This window comes from Streptomyces sp. NPDC127129 (assembly GCF_042671585.1).
In the GTDB taxonomy this organism is placed as follows: Bacteria; Actinomycetota; Actinomycetes; order Streptomycetales; family Streptomycetaceae; genus Streptomyces.
Window position 1 is genome coordinate 179271 of record NZ_JBHXTV010000001.1, and the last position, 18040, is coordinate 197310.

At 71.8% G+C, this 18040-nt stretch carries 15 protein-coding genes and 1 pseudogene; 4 read left to right on the top strand and 12 right to left on the bottom strand.

Annotation, left to right across the window (positions count from 1 at the left end):
- Positions 1 to 322: 322 nt before the first annotated feature.
- Entirely contained in the window at positions 323 to 745 is a 423-nt protein-coding gene (locus ACFVGW_RS00755) for a DUF6003 family protein (protein WP_385850161.1), read from the top strand.
- A gap of 28 nt (positions 746 to 773) precedes the next feature.
- Here ACFVGW_RS00755 and ACFVGW_RS00760 read toward each other — a convergent pair whose 3' ends face one another.
- From ACFVGW_RS00760 to ACFVGW_RS00780, 5 genes are all read right to left on the bottom strand, one after another.
- Positions 774 to 1166, bottom strand: a complete 393-nt coding sequence (locus ACFVGW_RS00760) for a DUF2267 domain-containing protein (protein WP_385850162.1) — start codon at positions 1164 to 1166, stop codon at positions 774 to 776.
- A gap of 105 nt (positions 1167 to 1271) precedes the next feature.
- Positions 1272 to 2030 (bottom strand): GAF domain-containing protein, encoded by a 759-nt coding sequence (locus ACFVGW_RS00765; protein WP_385850163.1) that lies wholly within the window; start codon positions 2028 to 2030, stop codon positions 1272 to 1274.
- A 137-nt stretch (positions 2031 to 2167) separates the two neighbouring features.
- Positions 2168 to 3730: a GMC family oxidoreductase gene (locus ACFVGW_RS00770; RefSeq protein WP_385850164.1), complete on the bottom strand. Its 1563-nt coding sequence runs from the start codon at positions 3728 to 3730 to the stop codon at positions 2168 to 2170.
- 46 nt (positions 3731 to 3776) lie between these two features.
- The gene (locus ACFVGW_RS00775; protein ID WP_385850165.1) at positions 3777 to 5324 is read right to left on the bottom strand and encodes an APC family permease; all 1548 of its coding nucleotides are present in this window, start codon (positions 5322 to 5324) and stop codon (positions 3777 to 3779) included.
- Positions 5321 to 6790 (bottom strand): aldehyde dehydrogenase family protein, encoded by a 1470-nt coding sequence (locus ACFVGW_RS00780; protein ID WP_385850166.1) that lies wholly within the window; start codon positions 6788 to 6790, stop codon positions 5321 to 5323. Before ACFVGW_RS00780 ends, ACFVGW_RS00775 begins: the two co-directional genes overlap by 4 nt.
- 442 nt (positions 6791 to 7232) lie before the next feature.
- On the opposite strand from ACFVGW_RS00780, the gene ACFVGW_RS00785 reads away from it, so the two are divergent.
- Together ACFVGW_RS00785 and ACFVGW_RS00790 are read left to right on the top strand one after the other, a co-directional pair.
- Positions 7233 to 8426, top strand: a complete 1194-nt coding sequence (locus tag ACFVGW_RS00785) for a cytochrome P450 (RefSeq protein ID WP_385850167.1) — start codon at positions 7233 to 7235, stop codon at positions 8424 to 8426.
- On the top strand, positions 8423 to 8641 hold the full coding sequence (locus tag ACFVGW_RS00790) for a ferredoxin (protein WP_385850168.1): 219 nt from the start codon (positions 8423 to 8425) through the stop codon (positions 8639 to 8641). The genes ACFVGW_RS00785 and ACFVGW_RS00790 overlap by 4 nt, the downstream gene beginning before the upstream one ends.
- Here ACFVGW_RS00790 and ACFVGW_RS00795 read toward each other — a convergent pair.
- Positions 8638 to 9271 (bottom strand): annotated as a pseudogene (locus ACFVGW_RS00795) (amino acid permease); the annotation flags it as partial. The gene ACFVGW_RS00790 and the pseudogene ACFVGW_RS00795 sit on opposite strands and share 4 nt — an antisense overlap.
- Before the next feature lie 201 nt (positions 9272 to 9472).
- Between ACFVGW_RS00795 and ACFVGW_RS00800 the strand changes: the two are divergent.
- Positions 9473 to 10765: an NAD(P)/FAD-dependent oxidoreductase gene (locus ACFVGW_RS00800; protein ID WP_385850169.1), complete on the top strand. Its 1293-nt coding sequence runs from the start codon at positions 9473 to 9475 to the stop codon at positions 10763 to 10765.
- Between the two features lie 303 nt (positions 10766 to 11068).
- Here ACFVGW_RS00800 and ACFVGW_RS00805 read toward each other — a convergent pair whose 3' ends face one another.
- The 6 genes from ACFVGW_RS00805 to ACFVGW_RS00830 form a co-directional block, all read right to left on the bottom strand.
- The gene (locus ACFVGW_RS00805; RefSeq protein ID WP_385850170.1) at positions 11069 to 12154 is read right to left on the bottom strand and encodes a sensor histidine kinase; all 1086 of its coding nucleotides are present in this window, start codon (positions 12152 to 12154) and stop codon (positions 11069 to 11071) included.
- Positions 12147 to 12842 (bottom strand): response regulator transcription factor, encoded by a 696-nt coding sequence (locus ACFVGW_RS00810; RefSeq protein ID WP_385850171.1) that lies wholly within the window; start codon positions 12840 to 12842, stop codon positions 12147 to 12149. The genes ACFVGW_RS00805 and ACFVGW_RS00810 overlap by 8 nt, the downstream gene beginning before the upstream one ends.
- Positions 12843 to 12851: 9 nt before the next feature.
- Positions 12852 to 13574, bottom strand: coding sequence for a VanZ family protein (locus ACFVGW_RS00815; protein ID WP_385850172.1), 723 nt, complete (start codon positions 13572 to 13574; stop codon positions 12852 to 12854).
- Positions 13575 to 13657: 83 nt separating this feature from the next.
- Positions 13658 to 15166, bottom strand: a complete 1509-nt coding sequence (locus ACFVGW_RS00820; RefSeq protein ID WP_385850173.1) for a glycoside hydrolase family 6 protein — start codon at positions 15164 to 15166, stop codon at positions 13658 to 13660.
- A 73-nt stretch (positions 15167 to 15239) separates the two neighbouring features.
- On the bottom strand, positions 15240 to 16481 hold the full coding sequence (locus ACFVGW_RS00825) for a glycosyltransferase (RefSeq protein ID WP_385850174.1): 1242 nt from the start codon (positions 16479 to 16481) through the stop codon (positions 15240 to 15242).
- A 45-nt stretch (positions 16482 to 16526) separates the two neighbouring features.
- On the bottom strand, positions 16527 to 17942 hold the full coding sequence (locus tag ACFVGW_RS00830; protein WP_385850175.1) for an amidase: 1416 nt from the start codon (positions 17940 to 17942) through the stop codon (positions 16527 to 16529).
- Between the last annotated feature and the right edge of the window lie 98 nt (positions 17943 to 18040).

Sequence of the window (18040 nt, forward strand, 5' to 3'; positions counted from 1 at the left end):
AACACCGCCACACCATCACCGTCCTTCGATGTGACCGGCCACGCCAGGCGCGTCGATCGCGCGTCGATTCCGGTCCTCGGCCGCTGTCGCCCGGGGACGCGGTGGGCTCCCGCCGACGCCCCGGCCCGTGGGCGAGGACTCGGGCAGCAAGTGGGCCGTGGACGCATCCGCCAATGCCCCTGGTACCGAAGAAGTGGAATGCAGGCGTTTCTGCGTCGAAGGCGCGGTGGCGGAAGGTCTGACGGGGTACACCCTGCGAGGAGGCGGGCACCTACCGGCATCGGGGCCCGCGAACGCACTAGCGAGAAGGCGATTTCACGCGATGGCCGATGACGCGTACCTGTTCCTCCTGCCCGAACGACACCCTCGACTCGGCACGGCGCTGGCCGCCGTCGGCGATCTGGAATGCTCCGGAACCCCAGCGGTCCACGGCTGGCTGCAGGCTCACGGCGTCTCGGCGTCCTCGGAGGAGGTCAGGATCCTCCCCTTCGACGCCGAGGCGTTCATCCCCGAGGACGCGGAACGGCTGCCGATTCCCCTGAGCGAGGACGAGGCGGTGCGGGTGGCCCAGGCGGGCGCGCCCCAGTCGGTCACCGACATGGAGACCGAGCTCCTGCAGTTCCGGGAGACCACGCAGGATTGGCAGGCACTCGTCCACCGGGCGCTGACCGCGGGCATCCCCGCGCCGCGCATCGCCCGGCTGACCGGCCTCGACCCGCAGGAGATCGGCCGCCTGGTGCGGTGACGGCTCCCCGGCATGCGTCGCGGCGGTCCTAGACGGGGTCCGTGCGGCCGAACAGGCCGGCGTGGCCCGGAGGCAGTTGGGTGAGGATGCGTCGCAGCAGCGCGTCGTCGGCCACGTCGGCGACGGTCGCGAGCACGGCCGTCACCGCGCGCCGGGCGTCCGCCACGCTGATGCCGTCGCGGTCGGCCACGACCCCGACGAAGCCCGACGGCGTCAGCGGGTCGCTGGCGGGGGCGGACTCGATCAGCAGCGGGCCGCACTGCCTGGGCAGGAGCGCGGCGAGGTCGGTTCGGTCGTCGCCGACCAGATGCGCTCCCAGAACCTCCAGGACGCTCCGCACCGCTCCGGCCGCCTGTTGGCGTTCGCCGTAGCCTGCGCGCTCCTGGACACGGTCGAGCAGGTCTTCCACGGACTCGTTCACGGCCGCTCCTCTCGTCGACCACCCGCGCATCCGTCCGCCGGGTACGGCCAGGTGGCAAGTGACCGGTCTGCTACCCCGTATCAGGCACAGCAATCGCTCATAGTCCTACATCTCGGACATCTCCGAGCGGGGGGCGACCAACGGCGCCTCCGGATCGCACGGTTCGAGGACTGCGTGCGACGGCTGCAGGACGCCGTCGGCCACGTCGAGGAGCGACCGGCCGTCCCGGGCACTCACCTCCTGGAGCCGGGCCAGGCCTTCGGAGGCGGCGCAGCCCTCCTGCGCGGCGACGTAGCCGGCTGCCCGATGGATCCGTTCCCAGCGTGCCGCGCGCGTGTCCGTGGCCCACAGCGGGCGCCGGACGGCCGCGCCGGCGTGCACGGGCCGCCAGCGCAGCAGGGCCTCCAGCGCGAGCCCGGCCGCACGCTGCGCCTCGGCGATGTGGGCGTCCGGCACCCGGCCGGGCTCGGTGAAGTACAGACAGATCACGCCGATCGGCGCGTGCGCGCTGTGCAACGGAAGCGCCAGCACGTGCCGCGCGCCCGGGAACTCGCCGGACAGGCCGGGTCCGGCGCCACTCGGACGTTCGCGCAGGTCGGGGACGTGAACGGGCCGCATCTCCAGGGCGGCGCTGACCGAGGGCCCCTCGGCCCGGGCGAACTGGGCGGCCTCCGCCTGGAGTGCGAGTTCGTCGGTGGCGTGCAGCAGCTGCCAGTGCTCGACGCGCGGCAGCAGCGAGAGCGTCGCCCGCTGGGCGCCCAGCGATCGCGTGAAGGCGGCGCAGAGCCGGCTGGGCAGCGCACGTCGCCCCACGGCCGCCGCGATCGAGACGTCCGGCACGATCGACAGTGATTCGTCCAGCATGTCCTCATCCCTTTCGGAAGGGCCGAGGAGTCGTCTACCACGGAACGGCCGTCTCATTCGTGTCGGATGCATCGACATGGCCCCGACCGACGAAAGGCACTACGTGAGGGCCTGCGTCGCGACCTGGTTGCGGTCGGTCATCGTCCTGCCCGGATCATGTCCGAACACTTCTCGCCGATCATCATCGTGGTGATGCACGGATTGACCGCGGGCAGGAACGGCATCACCGAGGCGTCCGCCACCCGTAGCCCTTGCACGCCCTTGACCCGCAGCTGCGGGTCGAGGGGGGAGGTGGAGTCGCCCTCGGCACCCATCCGTACGGTGCCCGCCGGGTGGTAGACCGTGTTGTGCGTCTGGCGGATGTAGGAGAACAGCTCCTCGTCGGTCGTGGCGTCCGGTCCGGGCGCCAGCTCCGCCCCCTTCCAGCCGACGAGCGGTGCCTGCGCCGCGATCTCCCGTGCCAGCCTCAACCCGTGGATCATCACCCGGATGTCGTGCTCGTGGGTGAAGTAGCGCGGGTCGACCTTCGGCTTGTCCCGGAAGTCACGGCTGCGGAGCCGGACCGTGCCCTCCGAGCGGGCACGGGTGACGTTCGGCGTGAGGCAGAAGGCGTTGTCGGTGGTCGGATAGCCGCGCCGGTAGGTGTTCATGTCGAACGGGACCGACCCGTAGTGGAACATCAGGTCCGGCCGGTCCAGGCCCGGTTCGGTGTCCGTGAAGATGCCGATCTCCCACCACTGCGTGGACGAGGTGACCATGGGCTGCTTCGCCTCCCACATGATCACCCCCTCGGGATGGTCCTGGAGGTGCGAGCCGACGCCGGGGGCGTCCACCCGTACGTCCACGCCGTTGTCGCGCAGATGGGCGGCGGGCCCGATTCCCGACAGCATGAGCAGCTTCGGCGAGTCGATCGCCCCGCAGGAGACGATCACCTCGCGCCGCGCCCGTACGGAGTCGACATGCACGGCGTCCGGCTGCAGGTACTCCACACCCGCGCAGCGCGCGCCGTCGAAGAGCAACCGCCTCGCCTGGACCCCGGTGCGGACCTCCAGGCGGGGCCGCTTGCCGAGGATGGGGTGCAGATACGACACCGAGGCGGAGGAACGGGTCCCGTCTTCACGGCAGTTGATCTGGAACCAGTTCGCGCCGCGCACCACCGTGCGGCTCGAGTTGAACGGCACCGTCGGAATGCCGGCGGCCGCACAGGCCTCCAGCAGCGCCCGGCCGCAGGGGTCTCGGGGCGGCACCGAGCGGATGGTCACGGGACCGGAGCGGCCGTGGTGGTCGCCGGGGCCGTCGTTGGTCTCCAGCCGCTGGTACAGCGGGAAGCAGTCGGCCGCGCTCCAGCCCGAGCACCCCATCGCGCCCCACTCGTCGAGGTCCTCCGCCGGGGCCCAGAAGGCGATGCACGAGTTGTGCGACGAGCAGCCGCCGAGCACCTTGGCGCGGGCGTGACGCATGAAGCTGTTGCCGTTCTCCTGCGGCTCCACCGGGTAGTCCCAGTCGTATCCGGACTCCAGCAGCGCCATCCACCGGTCCAGCCGCAGGATGTTCTCGTCACCCTCGTCGGAAGGGCCCGCCTCCAACAGGCAGACGCTGACACCGTGGTCCTCGGACAGGCGGGCCGCGACGACGGCCCCGGCGGTGCCGCCGCCGACCACCACGTAGTCGAACTCGGCCTCAGAGGGCTGTGCGGGCATGGTCTCTCCAGTGCGGGATGTCCCCGGGCGGGGGAAGGGGCGTGGATCAGGGGACGTCGGCACGGTGTTCGGCCAGCACGCCCGTACGGTGCCGCTGCACGAACCAGTAGTAGGCGAAGCCGCCGAGCGCCACGATGCCGACGAACAGGAACGCACCCCAGCGCAGGTACCAGTGCTGGGGCCCGGTCGCGTTGTAGACGTCGGCGCGGGGCCAGGCCAGGTTCAGGGACATGGCGGCGCCCCACAGCACCGCCAGGATGTTGATCGGCAGCCCGAAGCGGCCCAGTGAGAAGGCCCCCTCGCGCGGCTGCCATTTCCCGCGCAGCCGCTGGATCAGCATCGGGGTGGTGACCATCAGGTAGGCCACGTAGATCATGATGATCGCGATGCTGGTGATCACCGAGAAGATCTGCGGCTGGTTGATGTTGACGACCAGGATGACGACACCCACCACGCCGATCACGACGGCGGGGATCACCGGAGTCCGGAAGCGCGGGCTCACCCGGGCGAGGGCCGACCCGGCGGGCAGGTTGTTGTCCCGTGCCATCGCGAACATCAGCCGGATGCCCGCGGCCTGGACGGCCAGCACGCACACCGTGATCGCCACGACCACGCACCACAGGAAGATCTCACCGATCGTCGACCCCAGGGTCTCGAGGACCACGTACTGCAGGCCGCCCGTGGCCAGCTCCTCCGACTGCAGATCCGGCACCGCCATCAGCGCGAACAGCAGGATGAGGCCACCGATGACGAAGGACGCGATGAGCGCCCGCAGAATCGCGCGCGGCGCGTTGCGGCTCGGGTTGTGAGACTCCTCGCCCAGGGAGGAGGCCGTGTCGAAGCCGTACATCACGTACGCCGACGCGAGTGAGGCCGTCAGGAACGCCCCGAAGTAGCCGAGCGTGTCCCCGGCTCCCAGGCCCCACGTGTCGGTGAGGACCGTGCCGGGGCCACGGGTGATGTGCGCGGCGAAGAAGATGATCAGTGCCACGGCGGCGATCAGCTCGATGAAGACACCCGCCGAGTTGATCCGTGCCATCAGCTGTACGCCGAACGCGTTGACCAGCGTGGAGAAGAGGATCAGCACCGAGCCGAGCAGGACCGCGTTGGCCGCGGCGTCGTTCTCGCCGCTGCCGTCCCCGACGAACTGGAACCAGGGGTCGATCTGCGGCAGCGTGATCTGATAGGCGAGGGCCACGGCCGACAGGGTCACCATGGTGGCCGTCATCATCATCCAGCCGCCGAGCCAGCCCACGTGCGGGCCGCCCATCTTCTTCGCCCAGTTGTAGACCGAGCCCGCGACCGGATACCGCGCCGCCAGCTCGCAGAAGCACAGGGCCACCATCAGCTGGCCCACGAACACCATCGGCCACGACCACCAGTACGCGGGGCCGCCGAAGGCGATTCCGAAGTAGAACAGCTGGAAGGTACCGGTCAGGATCGAGATGTAGCTGATCCCCGCGGCGAACGTGTGGAAGTTGCCCAGCGTCCGCTTCAGTTCGGGCCGGTAGCCGAGCTCGGCCAGCGAGTCGTCGTCGTGCGGGGCGCCTTCGCCGGCGTCCTGCCGATCCTGGCCTGTCGGCTCTGCGGTCACTCGAACCACCTCTGCGGCTTGGGGGCGAGGTTGCGCCAGATGTGCTTGGTCTCCTGGTACTCGGCGAGGCCCGCCGGCCCCAGTTCACGGCCGAAGCCGGACTGCTTCATGCCGCCCCACTCGGCCTGCGGCACGTACGGGTGGAAGTCGTTGATCCACACGGTGCCCGCCCGGAGCCGGGACGCCACCCGGTGTGCGCGGCCGGTGTCCTGCGACCAGACCGCACCCGCGAGGCCGTAGACGGTGTCGTTGGCGAGGGCGACGGCCTCGGCCTCGCCGTCGAACCGCTCGACCGTGAGCACCGGGCCGAACGACTCGTCACGGACCACCGACATCCCGGGCGTGCAGTCGTCCAGTACGGTCGGCGGATAGTAGAAGCCGTCGGCGAGTTCTGGGGCCGTCGGCCGCGCCCCGCCGCAGCGCAGCACCGCACCTTCGGCGACGCCCGCGGCCACGTACGCCTCCACCTTGTCGCGGTGTGCTGCCGAGATCAACGGCCCCGTCCGCGCGTTCTCGTCGAACGGACCGCCCATCGGGATGGCTCCCGCGCGCGCCACGATCTCGTCGACGAAGGCGTCGTGCAGCGAGTCCTCCACGAGGAGCCGGGCACCTGCCGAGCAGACCTGCCCGGAGTGCAGGAAGACGGCCGTCAGCGCGTAGTCGACAGCCGCCTCGAAGTCCGCGTCCGCGAAGACGATGTTCGGGTTCTTGCCGCCGAGCTCCAGGGCGACCTTCTTCACCGTGGGCGCTGCCGCCGCCATGATCCGGCGGCCGGTGGCCAGGCCGCCGGTGAACGACACCAGATCCACGCGGGGGTCCTCGGTGAGCGGCGCGCCGGCCTCGGGGCCCGTCCCCAGGATCAGGTTTCCGACCCCTGGTGGCAGCCCCGCCTCGGTCAGCAGCCGCATCAGCAGGATCGCGGTGTGCGGGGTCAGTTCGCTCGGCTTCAGTACGAACGTGTTGCCCGCCCCGAGGGCCGGGGCGACCTTCCACGCGGTCTGCAGCAGCGGATAGTTCCATGGGGTGATGAGTGCGCACACCCCGACCGGTTCGTGCACCACCCGGCTGTCCGCCGCCGGGTTGCCGGTGGCGACGATCCGGTCGGCGCCGCCCGACGCGGTCAGATTGCCGAAGTAGCGGAAGCAGGCCGCGATGTCGTCCATGTCGTACTCGGACTCGACGAGCCGCTTGCCGGTGTCCAGGGACTCGGCCCGGGCGAAGGCCGCCTTGTCACGTTCCAGCAGATCGGCGACGCGCAGCAGCAGCCGTCCGCGCTCCGCGGCGGGCGTTGCGGGCCACGGCCCGCTGTCGAACGCCTCGCGGGCGGCGGCGACGGCCGCTGCCGCGTCCTTGGGACCGGCCTCGTCCACGGTCGCGACCAGGGTGCCGTCCGCCGGGCAGCGGATCTCCCGCGTGCGACCGTCGGCAGCGGCGGCCCACGTGCCTCCGATGAACAGCTCCGGCATCGCGCACCTCCGGGTCGATCGGCCGGGCACTGTCTGTGTGCTCCACTCGATGACACTAGGCAGCCTCGGCCGACCCCGCAGAACGAGGACGCCGGGCCGGTGGCGCACCGCGGGGCGGCGGAAGTCCCCGCACCGGAGCGACCAGTGCTCTGCGGCGGACGGCAATCGGGTGACCGAGGGGGACGGCCCCGGCCCGAGGGCGGCCGTCGGCGGGAACCTCTGCAACGGCCCGCCGGCCGGGCCGAGCTCAAGCCCACCACCCTCCCGCGCATTGCCTTCGCTCAGATTCATTGCAATGCGACGTTGCATTTGGCTACAGATCATTGCATCAATTCGCCTGTATCTAGCTGCAGATACTCACTTTGATGATTGACCGCGCCTTGAATGCAACGTAGCTTTCCAACAACCTCAAACACGTCATATCGCGAGACGAGGAATGGTCATGGGCGAGTCCCTCCACACCGTTGCGACCCTGCCGACGAAGCGGCCGGCCGGCTGCCCCTTCGACCCGCCCGCGGAGCTGATCGAGGCCCGCGGACACGGACCCATCAGCCGGTACACCCACCCCGGCGGGAAGCCCGGATGGCTGATCACCGGGTACGACCTGGTCAGGTCGGTCCTGGCCGATCCCCGGTTCAGCTCGCGCAAGGAGCTGCTGAACGTCGTCGACTTCGAGCTGCCTCCGGCGCCGCCCGGCGAGTTCCTGCTCATGGACGAGCCGCAGCACAGCCGCTACCGGAAGCCGCTGGTGGGCAAGTTCACCGTACGGCGCATGCGGATGCTGACCGAGCGCATCGAGCAGATCACCACCGACTGCCTGGACGCCATGGAGAGGACCGGGCCGCCGGCGGACCTGGTGACCGCGTTCGCCAAGCCCATCCCCACCATGGTGATCTGCGAGATCCTGGGCGTCCCGTACGAGGACCGGGCGTCCTTCCAGGAGCAGATCGACACGTTCATGGGCGGCGAGGTGAGCGACGAGGAGCTGATCGCGGCCTACACCGCGACCCAGGAGTACCTCGCGCGACTGGTGACCGCCAAGCGCGCCCACCCCACCGACGACGTGCTCAGCGAACTCACCGACAGCGACCTGACCGACGAGGAGCTGAAGGGGATCAGCCTGATCCTCCTGGCGGCCGGGTTCGACACCACCGCGAACATGCTGTCGCTGGGCACCTTCGCACTGCTGCGGCACCCGGCGCAGCTCGACGCGCTGCGCGCCGACCCCGCGCTCACCGACGGGGCCGTGGAGGAGCTGCTGCGGTACCTGAGCGTCGCCAAGACCTTCATGAGGACGGCGCTGGAGGACGTCGAGGTCGGCGGGCAGACCATCGAGGCCGGCACGACGGTCGTCCTGTCGTACAACACCGCCAACCGCGACCCCGAGCGCTTCGCCGACCCCCACGTGCTCGACCTCGGGAGGCAGGCCGCCGGGCATCTGGCCTTCAGTCACGGCATCCACCAGTGCCTGGGGCAGCAGCTGGCCCGCGTCGAGATGCGGGTCGCGTTCCGCGCGCTGGTGGACCGCTTTCCCACGCTGCGCCTGGCCGTCCCGGCCGAAGAGGTCGGCCTGCGCCCGGAGACCGCGGACATCTTCGGTGTGAAGAGCCTCCCGGTCACCTGGGACGCGAAGTGAGCACGGCGCGCCTGAGCGTGGACCGTGGGCGGTGCATCGGCGCCGGGATGTGCGCCATGACCGCCCCCGAGGTCTTCGACCAGGACGACGACGGCCTCGTGCTCCTGCTGTACCCCGAGCCGCCCGCCGCCGAGCGGGCGGCCGCACGGATGGCCGCCGGCGTCTGCCCCTCCGGCGCGATCACCCTCCACGAACCGGAGTCCGGCGGGAGCTAGCCGAGGCGGAACCTGAGCCGGCAGATCACCGCGTCGGTGTCCCGGCGCACGGCATGCGCGACGACCGCGCCGCGCTGGTTCTGGAGCAGCCGCTGCCAGAGGTGCTCGGGCTCGGCCTCCGGGATCAGCACCGTGACCCTGGTGCCGGGCTCCGCCTCGGTGAGCTTCCGTACGTACGCGCTGGGCCCAGTCGCGTACCAGGGCCTCGGTGGCCGCGCGGTCCTCCGGGTCCGGGTGGCAGACGGTCACCGCGCGGACCTCGTCGCCGAGGGAGACGGCGGCGGTCAGGGCCTCGCCGGTGAGCCGGGTCAGGGAGGAGACGGGTACCAGGACCAGGGACCGCTCGCGGTGCGGCGGCCGCGGGATCCGGCCGACCCCGAGACGCTCGCCGATCCTCCCGTACGCCCGGTGGACGCACGCGAACAGGCCGACCAGCACGGGCAGGGCGACCACGATCAGCCATGCGCCGTCGTGGAACTTCGTGGCCGTGACGACGACCGCGCTCACTCCGGTCAGCAGTGCGCCGACGCCGTGGAGCGTGCCCCACTGCCGTGTGGCGCGCCGGTGCAGGACCGTGCCGGCCTGGGCGATCGTGAAGCCGACGAAGACACCGATCGCGAAGAGCTGCACGAAGTCCCTCCCGCCCGCTGCCGAGCGGTCCTGGCGTGCTCGTGACGGCCCACGGCCCTGTCTCTACGCCGTTCTGACACTGCTGGAACGGGGCGCCGGCCTGGTCTAGCGTGGAAGTGAGGCACCGCGGCAGCGACAGACACCCGCGTCTGCCCATGGACGATCCCGCCCCGCGGTGTGCTCGATCGGCAGGTGAGGTCCATGACCAGCACGGCCGGCACGTCCGGTGCCACCACCCACGATCACGACGTGATCGTCGTCGGCGCACGGTGTGCGGGCGCGCCGACCGCCATGCTCCTGGCGCGTCTCGGTCACCGGGTCCTCCTCGTCGACCGGGCGACGTTCCCGAGCGACACGATCTCCACGCACATGATCCATCCGCCCGGCCTGGCCGCGCTCGAACGGTGGGGGCTGCTGGACCGCATGATCGGAACGGGCTGCCCCGCCATCGACACCTATGCGTTCGATCTGGGCCCGTTCGTCATCGCGGGATCCCCCGCCGGTGAGGGTTTCGAGGTCTCGTACGCCCCGCGCCGCACGGTTCTGGACAAGATCCTGGTCGACTCGGCCGCCGCGTCGGGCGCCGAGGTCCGGGAGGGGTTCACCGTCGAGGAGATCCTCTTCGACGGCGGGGCGGTCACCGGGATCAGGGGTCACGGCAAGGACGGCACGACCTCCACGGACCATGCCCGGATCGTCGTGGGCGCCGACGGACTCCACTCGTCCGTCGCGAAGGCGACGGGCGCCGGGGGCTACGCGGAGAAGCCGAAGATCAACGCCTACTACTACGCGTACTGGTCCGGGCTGCCGATGGACGCGACGTTCGAGGCGTACGACCGCGAGGACCGGGCCTTCGCGGCCTGGCCCACCAACGACGACCTGACGATGGTCATCTGCGCCTGGCCCATGCGCGACTTCGAGGCCAACCGCGGTGACATCGAAGGCAGCTACCACGCCACGCTGGCCCGCGCGCCGGCCTTCGCCGAGCGGATCTCGAAGGCCACGCGGACCGAGAGGTTCGTCGGCACCGCCATCCCCAACTACTTCCGGAAACCCTACGGACCCGGCTGGATCCTCGTCGGGGACGCGGGGTACCTGAAGGATCCCATCACCGCCCAGGGCATCCAGGACGCCTTCCGGGACGCGGAGCGTTGCGCCGGAGCACTCGACGACGTGTTCGCCGGCCGCCGGGGTTTCGAGGAGGCCATGCGTTCCTGCCAGGAGGCGAGGGACTCCGAGGTCATGAGCATGTACGAGTTCACGGCCGACTTCGCGACGATGGAACCGCCGCCGCCCGAGATGCAGGAGATGCTCCTGGCCGTGACCCGGAGCCGCTCGGCCCAGGACGAGTTCATCCGGGTGACGGCCGGTGTGACGCGGCCGGAGGAGTTCTTCGGTCACATGCAGGATCGGATGGAGCGGGAGCGTACGGAGCAGGAACCCGCGCAGCGCGAACCCATGGAATCCGGGCACCGGGCGCCTCACGCGGCCTGAGACCCGGCACGACGGACGTGTCCTGGCCGATTCCCGCACGTAAACCGCTCCGAGCCTAGTACCGTGGTGGGTAGGGCCCGGTGCCGCCAACTCCCCCGTTTGGCTGCGCCGGGCCCGCCCGCGTCCCGGCCTCCGAGGGCATGACAACCTTGTCCCCGCGCGTCAGCGATCCGGGAGGGGACATGGGGGGAACGGAAGGCGCCCGAGAGCTACCTGGACGGGTATGCCGAGGTGCTCACGGCTGTCTGCGCGACCGGTTGCCCGAACGGGCACCGGCCGCCGCCGCGGCCACGCCGATCGAGATCAACGACGTGGTCTGACGGGCAGCCGGACCGTGACGAGGAGGCCGCCGGAAGGGCGTGGGCCGAGGTCGAGGGTTCCGTCGTGGGCGCGGACGACGCTCTGCACGATGGCCAGGCCGAGGCCCACGCCGGCGTGTGCGTCGGTGCGTACGCGTTCCGTTCCTCGCTGAAAGGGTTCGGTGAGGGTCGGCACCAGCTCCGGGGGAAGGCGTCGGCCCGTGTTCTCGACCCGGAGCACGCTGGTGTCGCCCTGCGCCTCGGTGTGGACCGTCACCGTGCCGCCGGCCGGGAGATTGTGCACGACGGCGTTCTGGACGAGGTTCGTCACCATCCGCAGCAGTAGCTCCTCGGAGCCGTCGGTCCGCGCCTCCCCGCCGGTGACGTCCAGCGTGACCCGGCGCTGTTCGGCAAGGGGCAGCAGCATTTCGGCGGCTTCCTCGGCGAGGAGGGAGAGGTCGACGGGCGCGCGGGTGAAGGTTCCCCGGTCGCCGCGGCCGAGCAGCAGGAGGGCCTCGGTGAGGTCGATCGCCCGCGCGTTGACCGCGTGCAGGCGTTCGATCAGTTCGCCCCGGTCCCGTGTGGGGTCCTTGCGGGCCACGTCGAGGAGCGTCCGTGAGATCGCCAGCGGGGTGCGCAGCTCGTGGGAGGCGTTCGCGGCGAACCGCTGCTGCTCGGCGACGTGGGACTCCAGTCGCCGGAGCATCGAGTCGAAGGCGTCGGAGAGCTCACGGAACTCGTCCTGGCGGCCCTTCATACGGATGCGGTGGGACAGCGAACCGTTTCCGGCCATCCGTGCCGCGTCCGTGATCTGTGCGAGGGGTGCGAGCATCCGGCCGGCGAGGATCCATCCCCCGACGAGGCCGAACAGGAGCAGGAAGGCCATCGCCACGGCCGCGGCGGGGAAGAAGGTGCGCACGAGGAGGTAGCGGTTGGGCGAGACTCCGAGCAGGCCCTGGGGGTTGTCGGGGACGTAGCGCAGCAGGTACCCCCACACGACGGCCAGCAGGAGCGCACCGGCGACGGCGAGGAACCCGGCGTAGCTGAGGGTGAGTTTCAGCCGGACGCTGAGCCCGGGGCGTCTACGCACGCGTGCTGCCGGGGTGGGTGGTGCCGGAGCCGGTCTCGATGCGGTAGCCCACACCCGGCACCGTGGCGATGAGCCAGGGTTCGCCGAGCCGTTTGCGCAGTGCGGAGACCGTGATGCGTACGGCGTTGGTGAGGGGGTCGGCGTTCTCGTCCCAGGCCCTCTCCAGCAGCTCCTCGGCGCTGACGACCCCGCCTTCGGCGGCGACGAGGACTTCCAGCACGGCGAACTGTTTGCGGGTGAGCGCGACGTAGCGCCCGTCGCGGAAGACCTCCCGGCGGAAGGGGTCTAGCCGCAGGCCCGCGATCTCGCGGACCGGGGGCCGGGCGTACGCGCGCCGGCGGTCGAGGGCCCTCAGGCGCAGGACGAGCTCCCGCAGCTCGAACGGCTTCGTGAGGTAGTCGTCGGCACCGAGCCCGAAACCGGAGGCCTTGTCGTCGATCCGGTCGGCCGCCGTGAGCATGAGGATCGGGATGCCGCTGCCGGAGGCGACGATGCGCCGGGCGACCTCGTCGCCGGAGGGCCCGGGGATGTCGCGGTCGAGGACCGCGAGGTCGTAGGAGTGGACGCTGAGCAGTTCCAGGGCGGAGTCGCCGTCGCCGGCGATGTCCGCGGCGATCGCCTCCAGCCGCAGGCCGTCACGGACGGCCTCGGCCAGGTAGGGCTCGTCCTCCACGATCAGTACGCGCATGGGGGAAGCCTAAGTCGCAGGCCCGGCTGAGCCCGCCGCTGCCGGCACGGGCCGGGGCCGGTCCGACGGTGCCTGCGCCTTCGTGCGCCACCAGCGGCGTGACGCCAGCCCGGCCAGTACGGCGCCGGTCGCGTTGACCAGGACGTCGTCCACCGAGGAGACCCGGTCGAGCCGCAGGACGTACTGCGCGGTCTCGACCAGGACCGAGCAGCCCGCCCCGAGCGCCAGGATCCGCGGCACGAACGCCACCGCCGCGTACCGCACCGGGGCGAAGAAGCCCAGCGACGCGAAGACGAGCAGATTGCCGGTGATCCCGAGCGGGCCCATCGTGACCAGGTCCCGCAGCGGTACCAGGCTCACCCGGCCGGGGACGACGCCGGCCCCCGCGCCCGGCATCAGGATCAGCCACACGAAGGGCACCGTGCCGTGGACCATGCCCACCTCGGCCAGCGACGTCCGCCACGCTCCGGTGACGCCCGCGGCACGGCGTCGGCGCGCCAGGGCCCATGCCACGAGGACGGACAGGGGCACGGTCACGAGCGTCATGAGCACCACGCCGTTGAACGTGTCGAAGCAGCCGTGCCACCGCCCGGCCATGCACCTCGGTGCGGACATCAGGAGCGGTCCGCGCAGGGCGAACAGGGCGCTCGTCAGTCCGAGGACCGCCAGGCCGATGAGCACGGTCCTGCGCGTGCGGCGGGGCGGTGCCGGCAGGGATGCGTCGTGGTTCATGCCCTCATGGAAATCCGGGGGCCGTTGTGGTGGCGTATGCGATTTTCGATACGCCCGCGATACACGGCGCCCACGACGCCCGCTCAGCGGCCTTCGACGAGGGCATCGGCGAGGTCCGGCGAGAAGGTGCCGGCCGGTGGGGAGCCGGGCGGGCAGGCGGCGGAGTCGCCGTCCGAATCGCCGGGGTTCTTGATCCACAGAAGGTAGTCGGCACCGCCCGTGCCGGCCCGGGACGTCACCCCCAGCTTGCGCCCCGGCGGATTGCAGAAGCCGACGTGCCCGCTGGTCGGGACGCCGGGGGTCACATAGGCCCCGTTGCCGTTGCGCGCGGTGTCCACCACCCACCGGGCGTCGATGCCGAAGTCGGTCCTGAGCCGGTCGGCCAGCCTGGTGCCGTACGCCTGGGAGACATCCGTGGAGTCGAAGTTGGAGACACCGATCGAGACTCCGCGGGCCGCCGCGACGCCGGAGCGGTCGAGCAGCTGGGCCATCCGACTCAGGCCGATGCCGCCGGTGTCGTCGAGGTCCTGCCCCAGGGTCCAGGTGGCGTTGCCCGCGTCGAGGTAGGTCCGGACGAGGTCGCCCTGGGCCCGCAGGCGCTCGGTGGCGTGCCGGAGCAGGGTGAAGCGGGTTTCGAGGGCCTCACCCGCGATGCATGCCGGGTCGGCGGACTGGGCCACCGCGTCGGGCTCAAGGATCACGACGGCGGGGCGGCCCGCGACGCCCTGGGCGAAGGCGTCGATCCACGCCCGGTAGCGGTCGGCGTCCGCGGAGCCGCCCGAGGAGGCGCCGCCGCAGTCCCGGCCGGGGACGTTGTACGCGACGAGCACGGGAAGCTCTCCCCGCGCCGCCGCCGCGCCCACGTAGGCGCTCACCTCGTCCCGGATGCCGGTCGAGGGGTCGCCGTCGGCGTCCCAGCCGCCGAACCACTTCACCGTGGTGTGGTCGGCGACGGCCGACGCGATCTTCGCGGCGCGGGGGTCCGTCGTGCCGCGCGCCCATGTCATGGCCGAGCTCCCCGGGTCCGTGTAGAAGCCTTCGCGCGCCGTCGAGGTGGTCAGCGAGACGTTGTCGAGGACGATGTCGGTCCTGATGTCCTGGCCGCCGACCTGGAAGTCGATGTGGCCGTCGGCCGAGTCCAGGGAGGAGGTGAAGGTCCAGCTGAAGTGCCGGGTGTCGGTGGTCAGGTCGAGGTCGTTCGCGAGGGACGCCGGGTAGGGATCGGTCCCGAGCTGGACCGTCGACCTGATCGTCGTGGCCCGGGAGGCGGTGGCGTCGAAGGACAGGGTGTACCGGACGCCCGGGCGGAGCATGATCCGGTCCTGGCCCACGATCGTGCGGTACGACTGACCGGCCTGGTCCGCCGGGGCGGGCTCGACCGTGGCCCGCAGCGCGCCGTCCTCGGCGGTCATCGAGACGCCGGGAGTCCCCCACCAGCCCTCGGTGTCGGTGGCGAAGGTGCCGTTGCGGGCCAGTTCGCCGTAGACGCTCTGCCCGGGCGCCGCCTCCGCCGCCGTGGCGGGCACGGCGAGGAGGGAGGCGACGAGCCCGAGGGTGCCCAGGGCGGTGACGGATATCGGGGTGTGTCTCATGCTCGGCTCTCTTCGACGGGACCGGCCTGGTGCCGGCCGCTCGGACCTCGGTCGTACCGTGCCCGGCCTGGTGTCACGCGAGGCGCTCCAGGGTGTCCAGTACGGGCTGTGCGCCGTCCTCCCGCGCCAGGTGGGCCGCGAGGAGGCGGGAGCGTGCGCGCAGTGCGGGGTCGCGGGTCGCGGTGGTGATCGCGGCCGCCAGGCGCTCGGCCGTGACCCGCTGCAGGCGCAGGGGGGCCGGGGCGACACCGAGGCGGGCGAGGCGGGCCGCCCAGAAGTGCTGGTCGAGCTGGACCGGGACCGGGACGGCCGGGACCCCGGCGCGCAGGCCGGCCGCTGTCGTACCGGCGCCCGCGTGGTGGACGACGGCGGCGGTCCGCGGGAAGAGCCAGGCGTGCGGGACCTCCTGGACGGTGATCAGGTCGTCTCCCTCGGCGTGCAGGCCGCTCCAGCCCGCCTGGACGATCCCGCGTACCTTCGCCCGCCGCAGGGCCGCGGCGAGCAGCTCGCTCAGCCGGTCGGCCTCGGCGGTGACGCAGCTGCCGAACCCGGCGAAGACCGGCGGCGGGCCGGAGTCGAGGAAGTCTACGAGCCGTGGGTCGGGCCGCCAGCCGGGGGGTGTCGGGGGCCACCAGTAGCCGCAGACCCGGTGGCCGTCGGGCCAGTCGGCGGGACGGGGAACGATCCGTGGGCTGAAGCCGTGGAGGACCGTCCGGTCGCGCGGCAGGCCGAGCGGGCCCGCCCACCGCCGGGACGGCAGGCCGAGTTCGCGTCGCAGCCCGGCGACGGCGGGTGCGAAGATCCGGTCGGTCGCGGCCCACAGGGCGTGGGTGGCGAGCCGGTTCCCGTACGGTCCGAACGACCGGAGCCCCGTCATCATCGGCGGGAACGCCGACGTGGGGTGGAGCGGCTGGAGGGGAAGGCCGATGACCGGAAGGCGCAGGCCCTCGCCGAGAGCGGAGCAGACCGGCTCCGTGACCGTGGAGCTGAGCAGGACGTCGGCTCCCTGGCGTACGGCGTCCGCGACACCGTCGGTCAGCCGGGGCATGAACGCCGCCGCCATCGTCACGATCCGCGCCAGTTCCACCGGGGCGGCGACCGCTCGGGCCAGGCCCTGTCCGTGCTCCGACGCCAACTCCGCCCGGGGGTCGACGGGCAGCGGCCGGAAGCCGAGCCCGTGCGCCGTCACCGCCTGCTCGAAGCGCTCATGGGTGGCGAGCACCACGTCGTGACCCGCCGCGCGCAGCCGCACGCCCAGGCCGGTGTAGGGAGCGACGTCGCCCCAGCTTCCCGCCGTCACGATCAACACGCGCACCCGGGCAGCATGCCAGACCGGCGGGGCCCCGCCGGGGACGTGGCGTCACACGTCCTGGATACGCCGGAAGGGCTGCTCCGCCTCCAGCGCGAACGCGACCTCCAGAAGCGTCCGTTCACCGCCCGGGCGGCCGGAGAACATGACGCCGATGGGGAGTCCGTCCTCGGTGGCCCCGGCGGCGGGCACCGAGATCGACGGAGTGCCGACGATGTTGTTGACCGGTGTGAAAGCGACGTACGCGAGGATCCGTTCGATCAGCGTCGCGTACGGAACGGCCGGGCTGAGGTGGCCGATCGGCGGCGTGGTGTGGGCGAGCACGGGCGACAGGACGAGGTCGAGACCGCGGAAGGCCGCCGCGTACGCACGCTCCGTCCGCTTCAGCCTCCGCAGCATGCCCGGGGTGCTCTGCCAGGTGGCGAGGTACGCCTCGCGCAGGCCCCGGCTGAGGCCGTCCATGCGGCGCCGGTCGAAGCCGGTGCCGAGGGTCCGGCCGGTGATGCCGAGGAGGAACGACAGCATCCCCCAGTAGGTGAGGAAGTCCTCGGTGAACCTGGGGTCGATGGCCAGCTCCACCGGCTCCACGGTGTGGCCGAGCCGTTCGAGGGTGGCCGCGGTCTCCGTGACGGCCGCGCGGGTGGCCGCGTCGGCGCGGACGCCGTTGGGCGAGTCGAGGAGGAGGCCGATGCGCAGCCGCCGCTCCGAGGGGCCTTCGACCAGGCCCAGCGGCGGCAGCTTCGGGTTGCGCCAGTGCGTCTCGGCGGCGGCGAGGAACGCGGCGGTGTCCCGCACGGAGCGGCTGACGATCCCGTCGGAGACGATGTCGAGCGGCAGTTGACGGCTCTGGGCGTTCCCCACGACCCGGCCGCGGGTCGGCTTGAGCCCGACGAGTCCGCAGCAGGCGGCGGGGATCCGGATCGACCCGCCGCCGTCGTTGGCGTGGGCGATCGGGACCGCCCCGGCCGCGACGAGCGCGGCGCTGCCCCCGGACGAACCACCCGCCGAGTAGCCGGTGTTCCAGGGATTGCGGACGGGCTCGGCGCCCTCGTACTCGGTGGTCGGACTGAACCCGAACTCGGGCAGCCGGGTCTTGCCCAGCACGGTGACGCCGCTGCTCAGGAACTGCCGGGCGAACGGCGCGTGCCGGCGGGCGGCCTTGGGGGTGAAGGAGGCACTGCCATGGCCGGTCGGCAGCCCCTGGTGGTCGGTGTTGTCCTTGACGAAGGTCGGCACCCCGGCGAGGGGGCCGTTCGCGCCTGCGGCGTGGGCCGGGAGGTCGACGTGCACCTGGACGGCGTGGAGCCGTCCCTCGACGGCCCGTACCCGCTGCGCCGCGTCCCGTGCCACCTCGGCGGCGCCGACCTCACCGCGCCGGATCGCCGCCGCGAGACCGACGGCGTCGTGGTCTCCCAGGGCGTCGTCCCGGAACGCGTGCACCGTGGTTCGTTCGTCGAAAGTCGTCACCGCTGCCTCAGCCCCCGACCGTGTGGATGGTTGCGCGCCATCATTCCTTACCGCCAAGTAACACGCGAGGATTTCGTCGCCCCACCCCGACGCGTTCC

Coding starts and splice junctions, on each gene's coding strand:
- ACFVGW_RS00755 (WP_385850161.1), top strand. CDS start 323: ATGGCCGATGACGCGTACCTGTTCCTCCTGCCCGAACGACACCCTCGA.
- ACFVGW_RS00765 (WP_385850163.1), bottom strand. CDS start 2,030: ATGCTGGACGAATCACTGTCGATCGTGCCGGACGTCTCGATCGCGGCG.
- ACFVGW_RS00770 (WP_385850164.1), bottom strand. CDS start 3,730: ATGCCCGCACAGCCCTCTGAGGCCGAGTTCGACTACGTGGTGGTCGGC.
- ACFVGW_RS00780 (WP_385850166.1), bottom strand. CDS start 6,790: ATGCCGGAGCTGTTCATCGGAGGCACGTGGGCCGCCGCTGCCGACGGT.
- ACFVGW_RS00785 (WP_385850167.1), top strand. CDS start 7,233: ATGGGCGAGTCCCTCCACACCGTTGCGACCCTGCCGACGAAGCGGCCG.
- ACFVGW_RS00800 (WP_385850169.1), top strand. CDS start 9,473: ATGACCAGCACGGCCGGCACGTCCGGTGCCACCACCCACGATCACGAC.
- ACFVGW_RS00810 (WP_385850171.1), bottom strand. CDS start 12,842: ATGCGCGTACTGATCGTGGAGGACGAGCCCTACCTGGCCGAGGCCGTC.
- ACFVGW_RS00815 (WP_385850172.1), bottom strand. CDS start 13,574: ATGAACCACGACGCATCCCTGCCGGCACCGCCCCGCCGCACGCGCAGG.
- ACFVGW_RS00820 (WP_385850173.1), bottom strand. CDS start 15,166: ATGAGACACACCCCGATATCCGTCACCGCCCTGGGCACCCTCGGGCTC.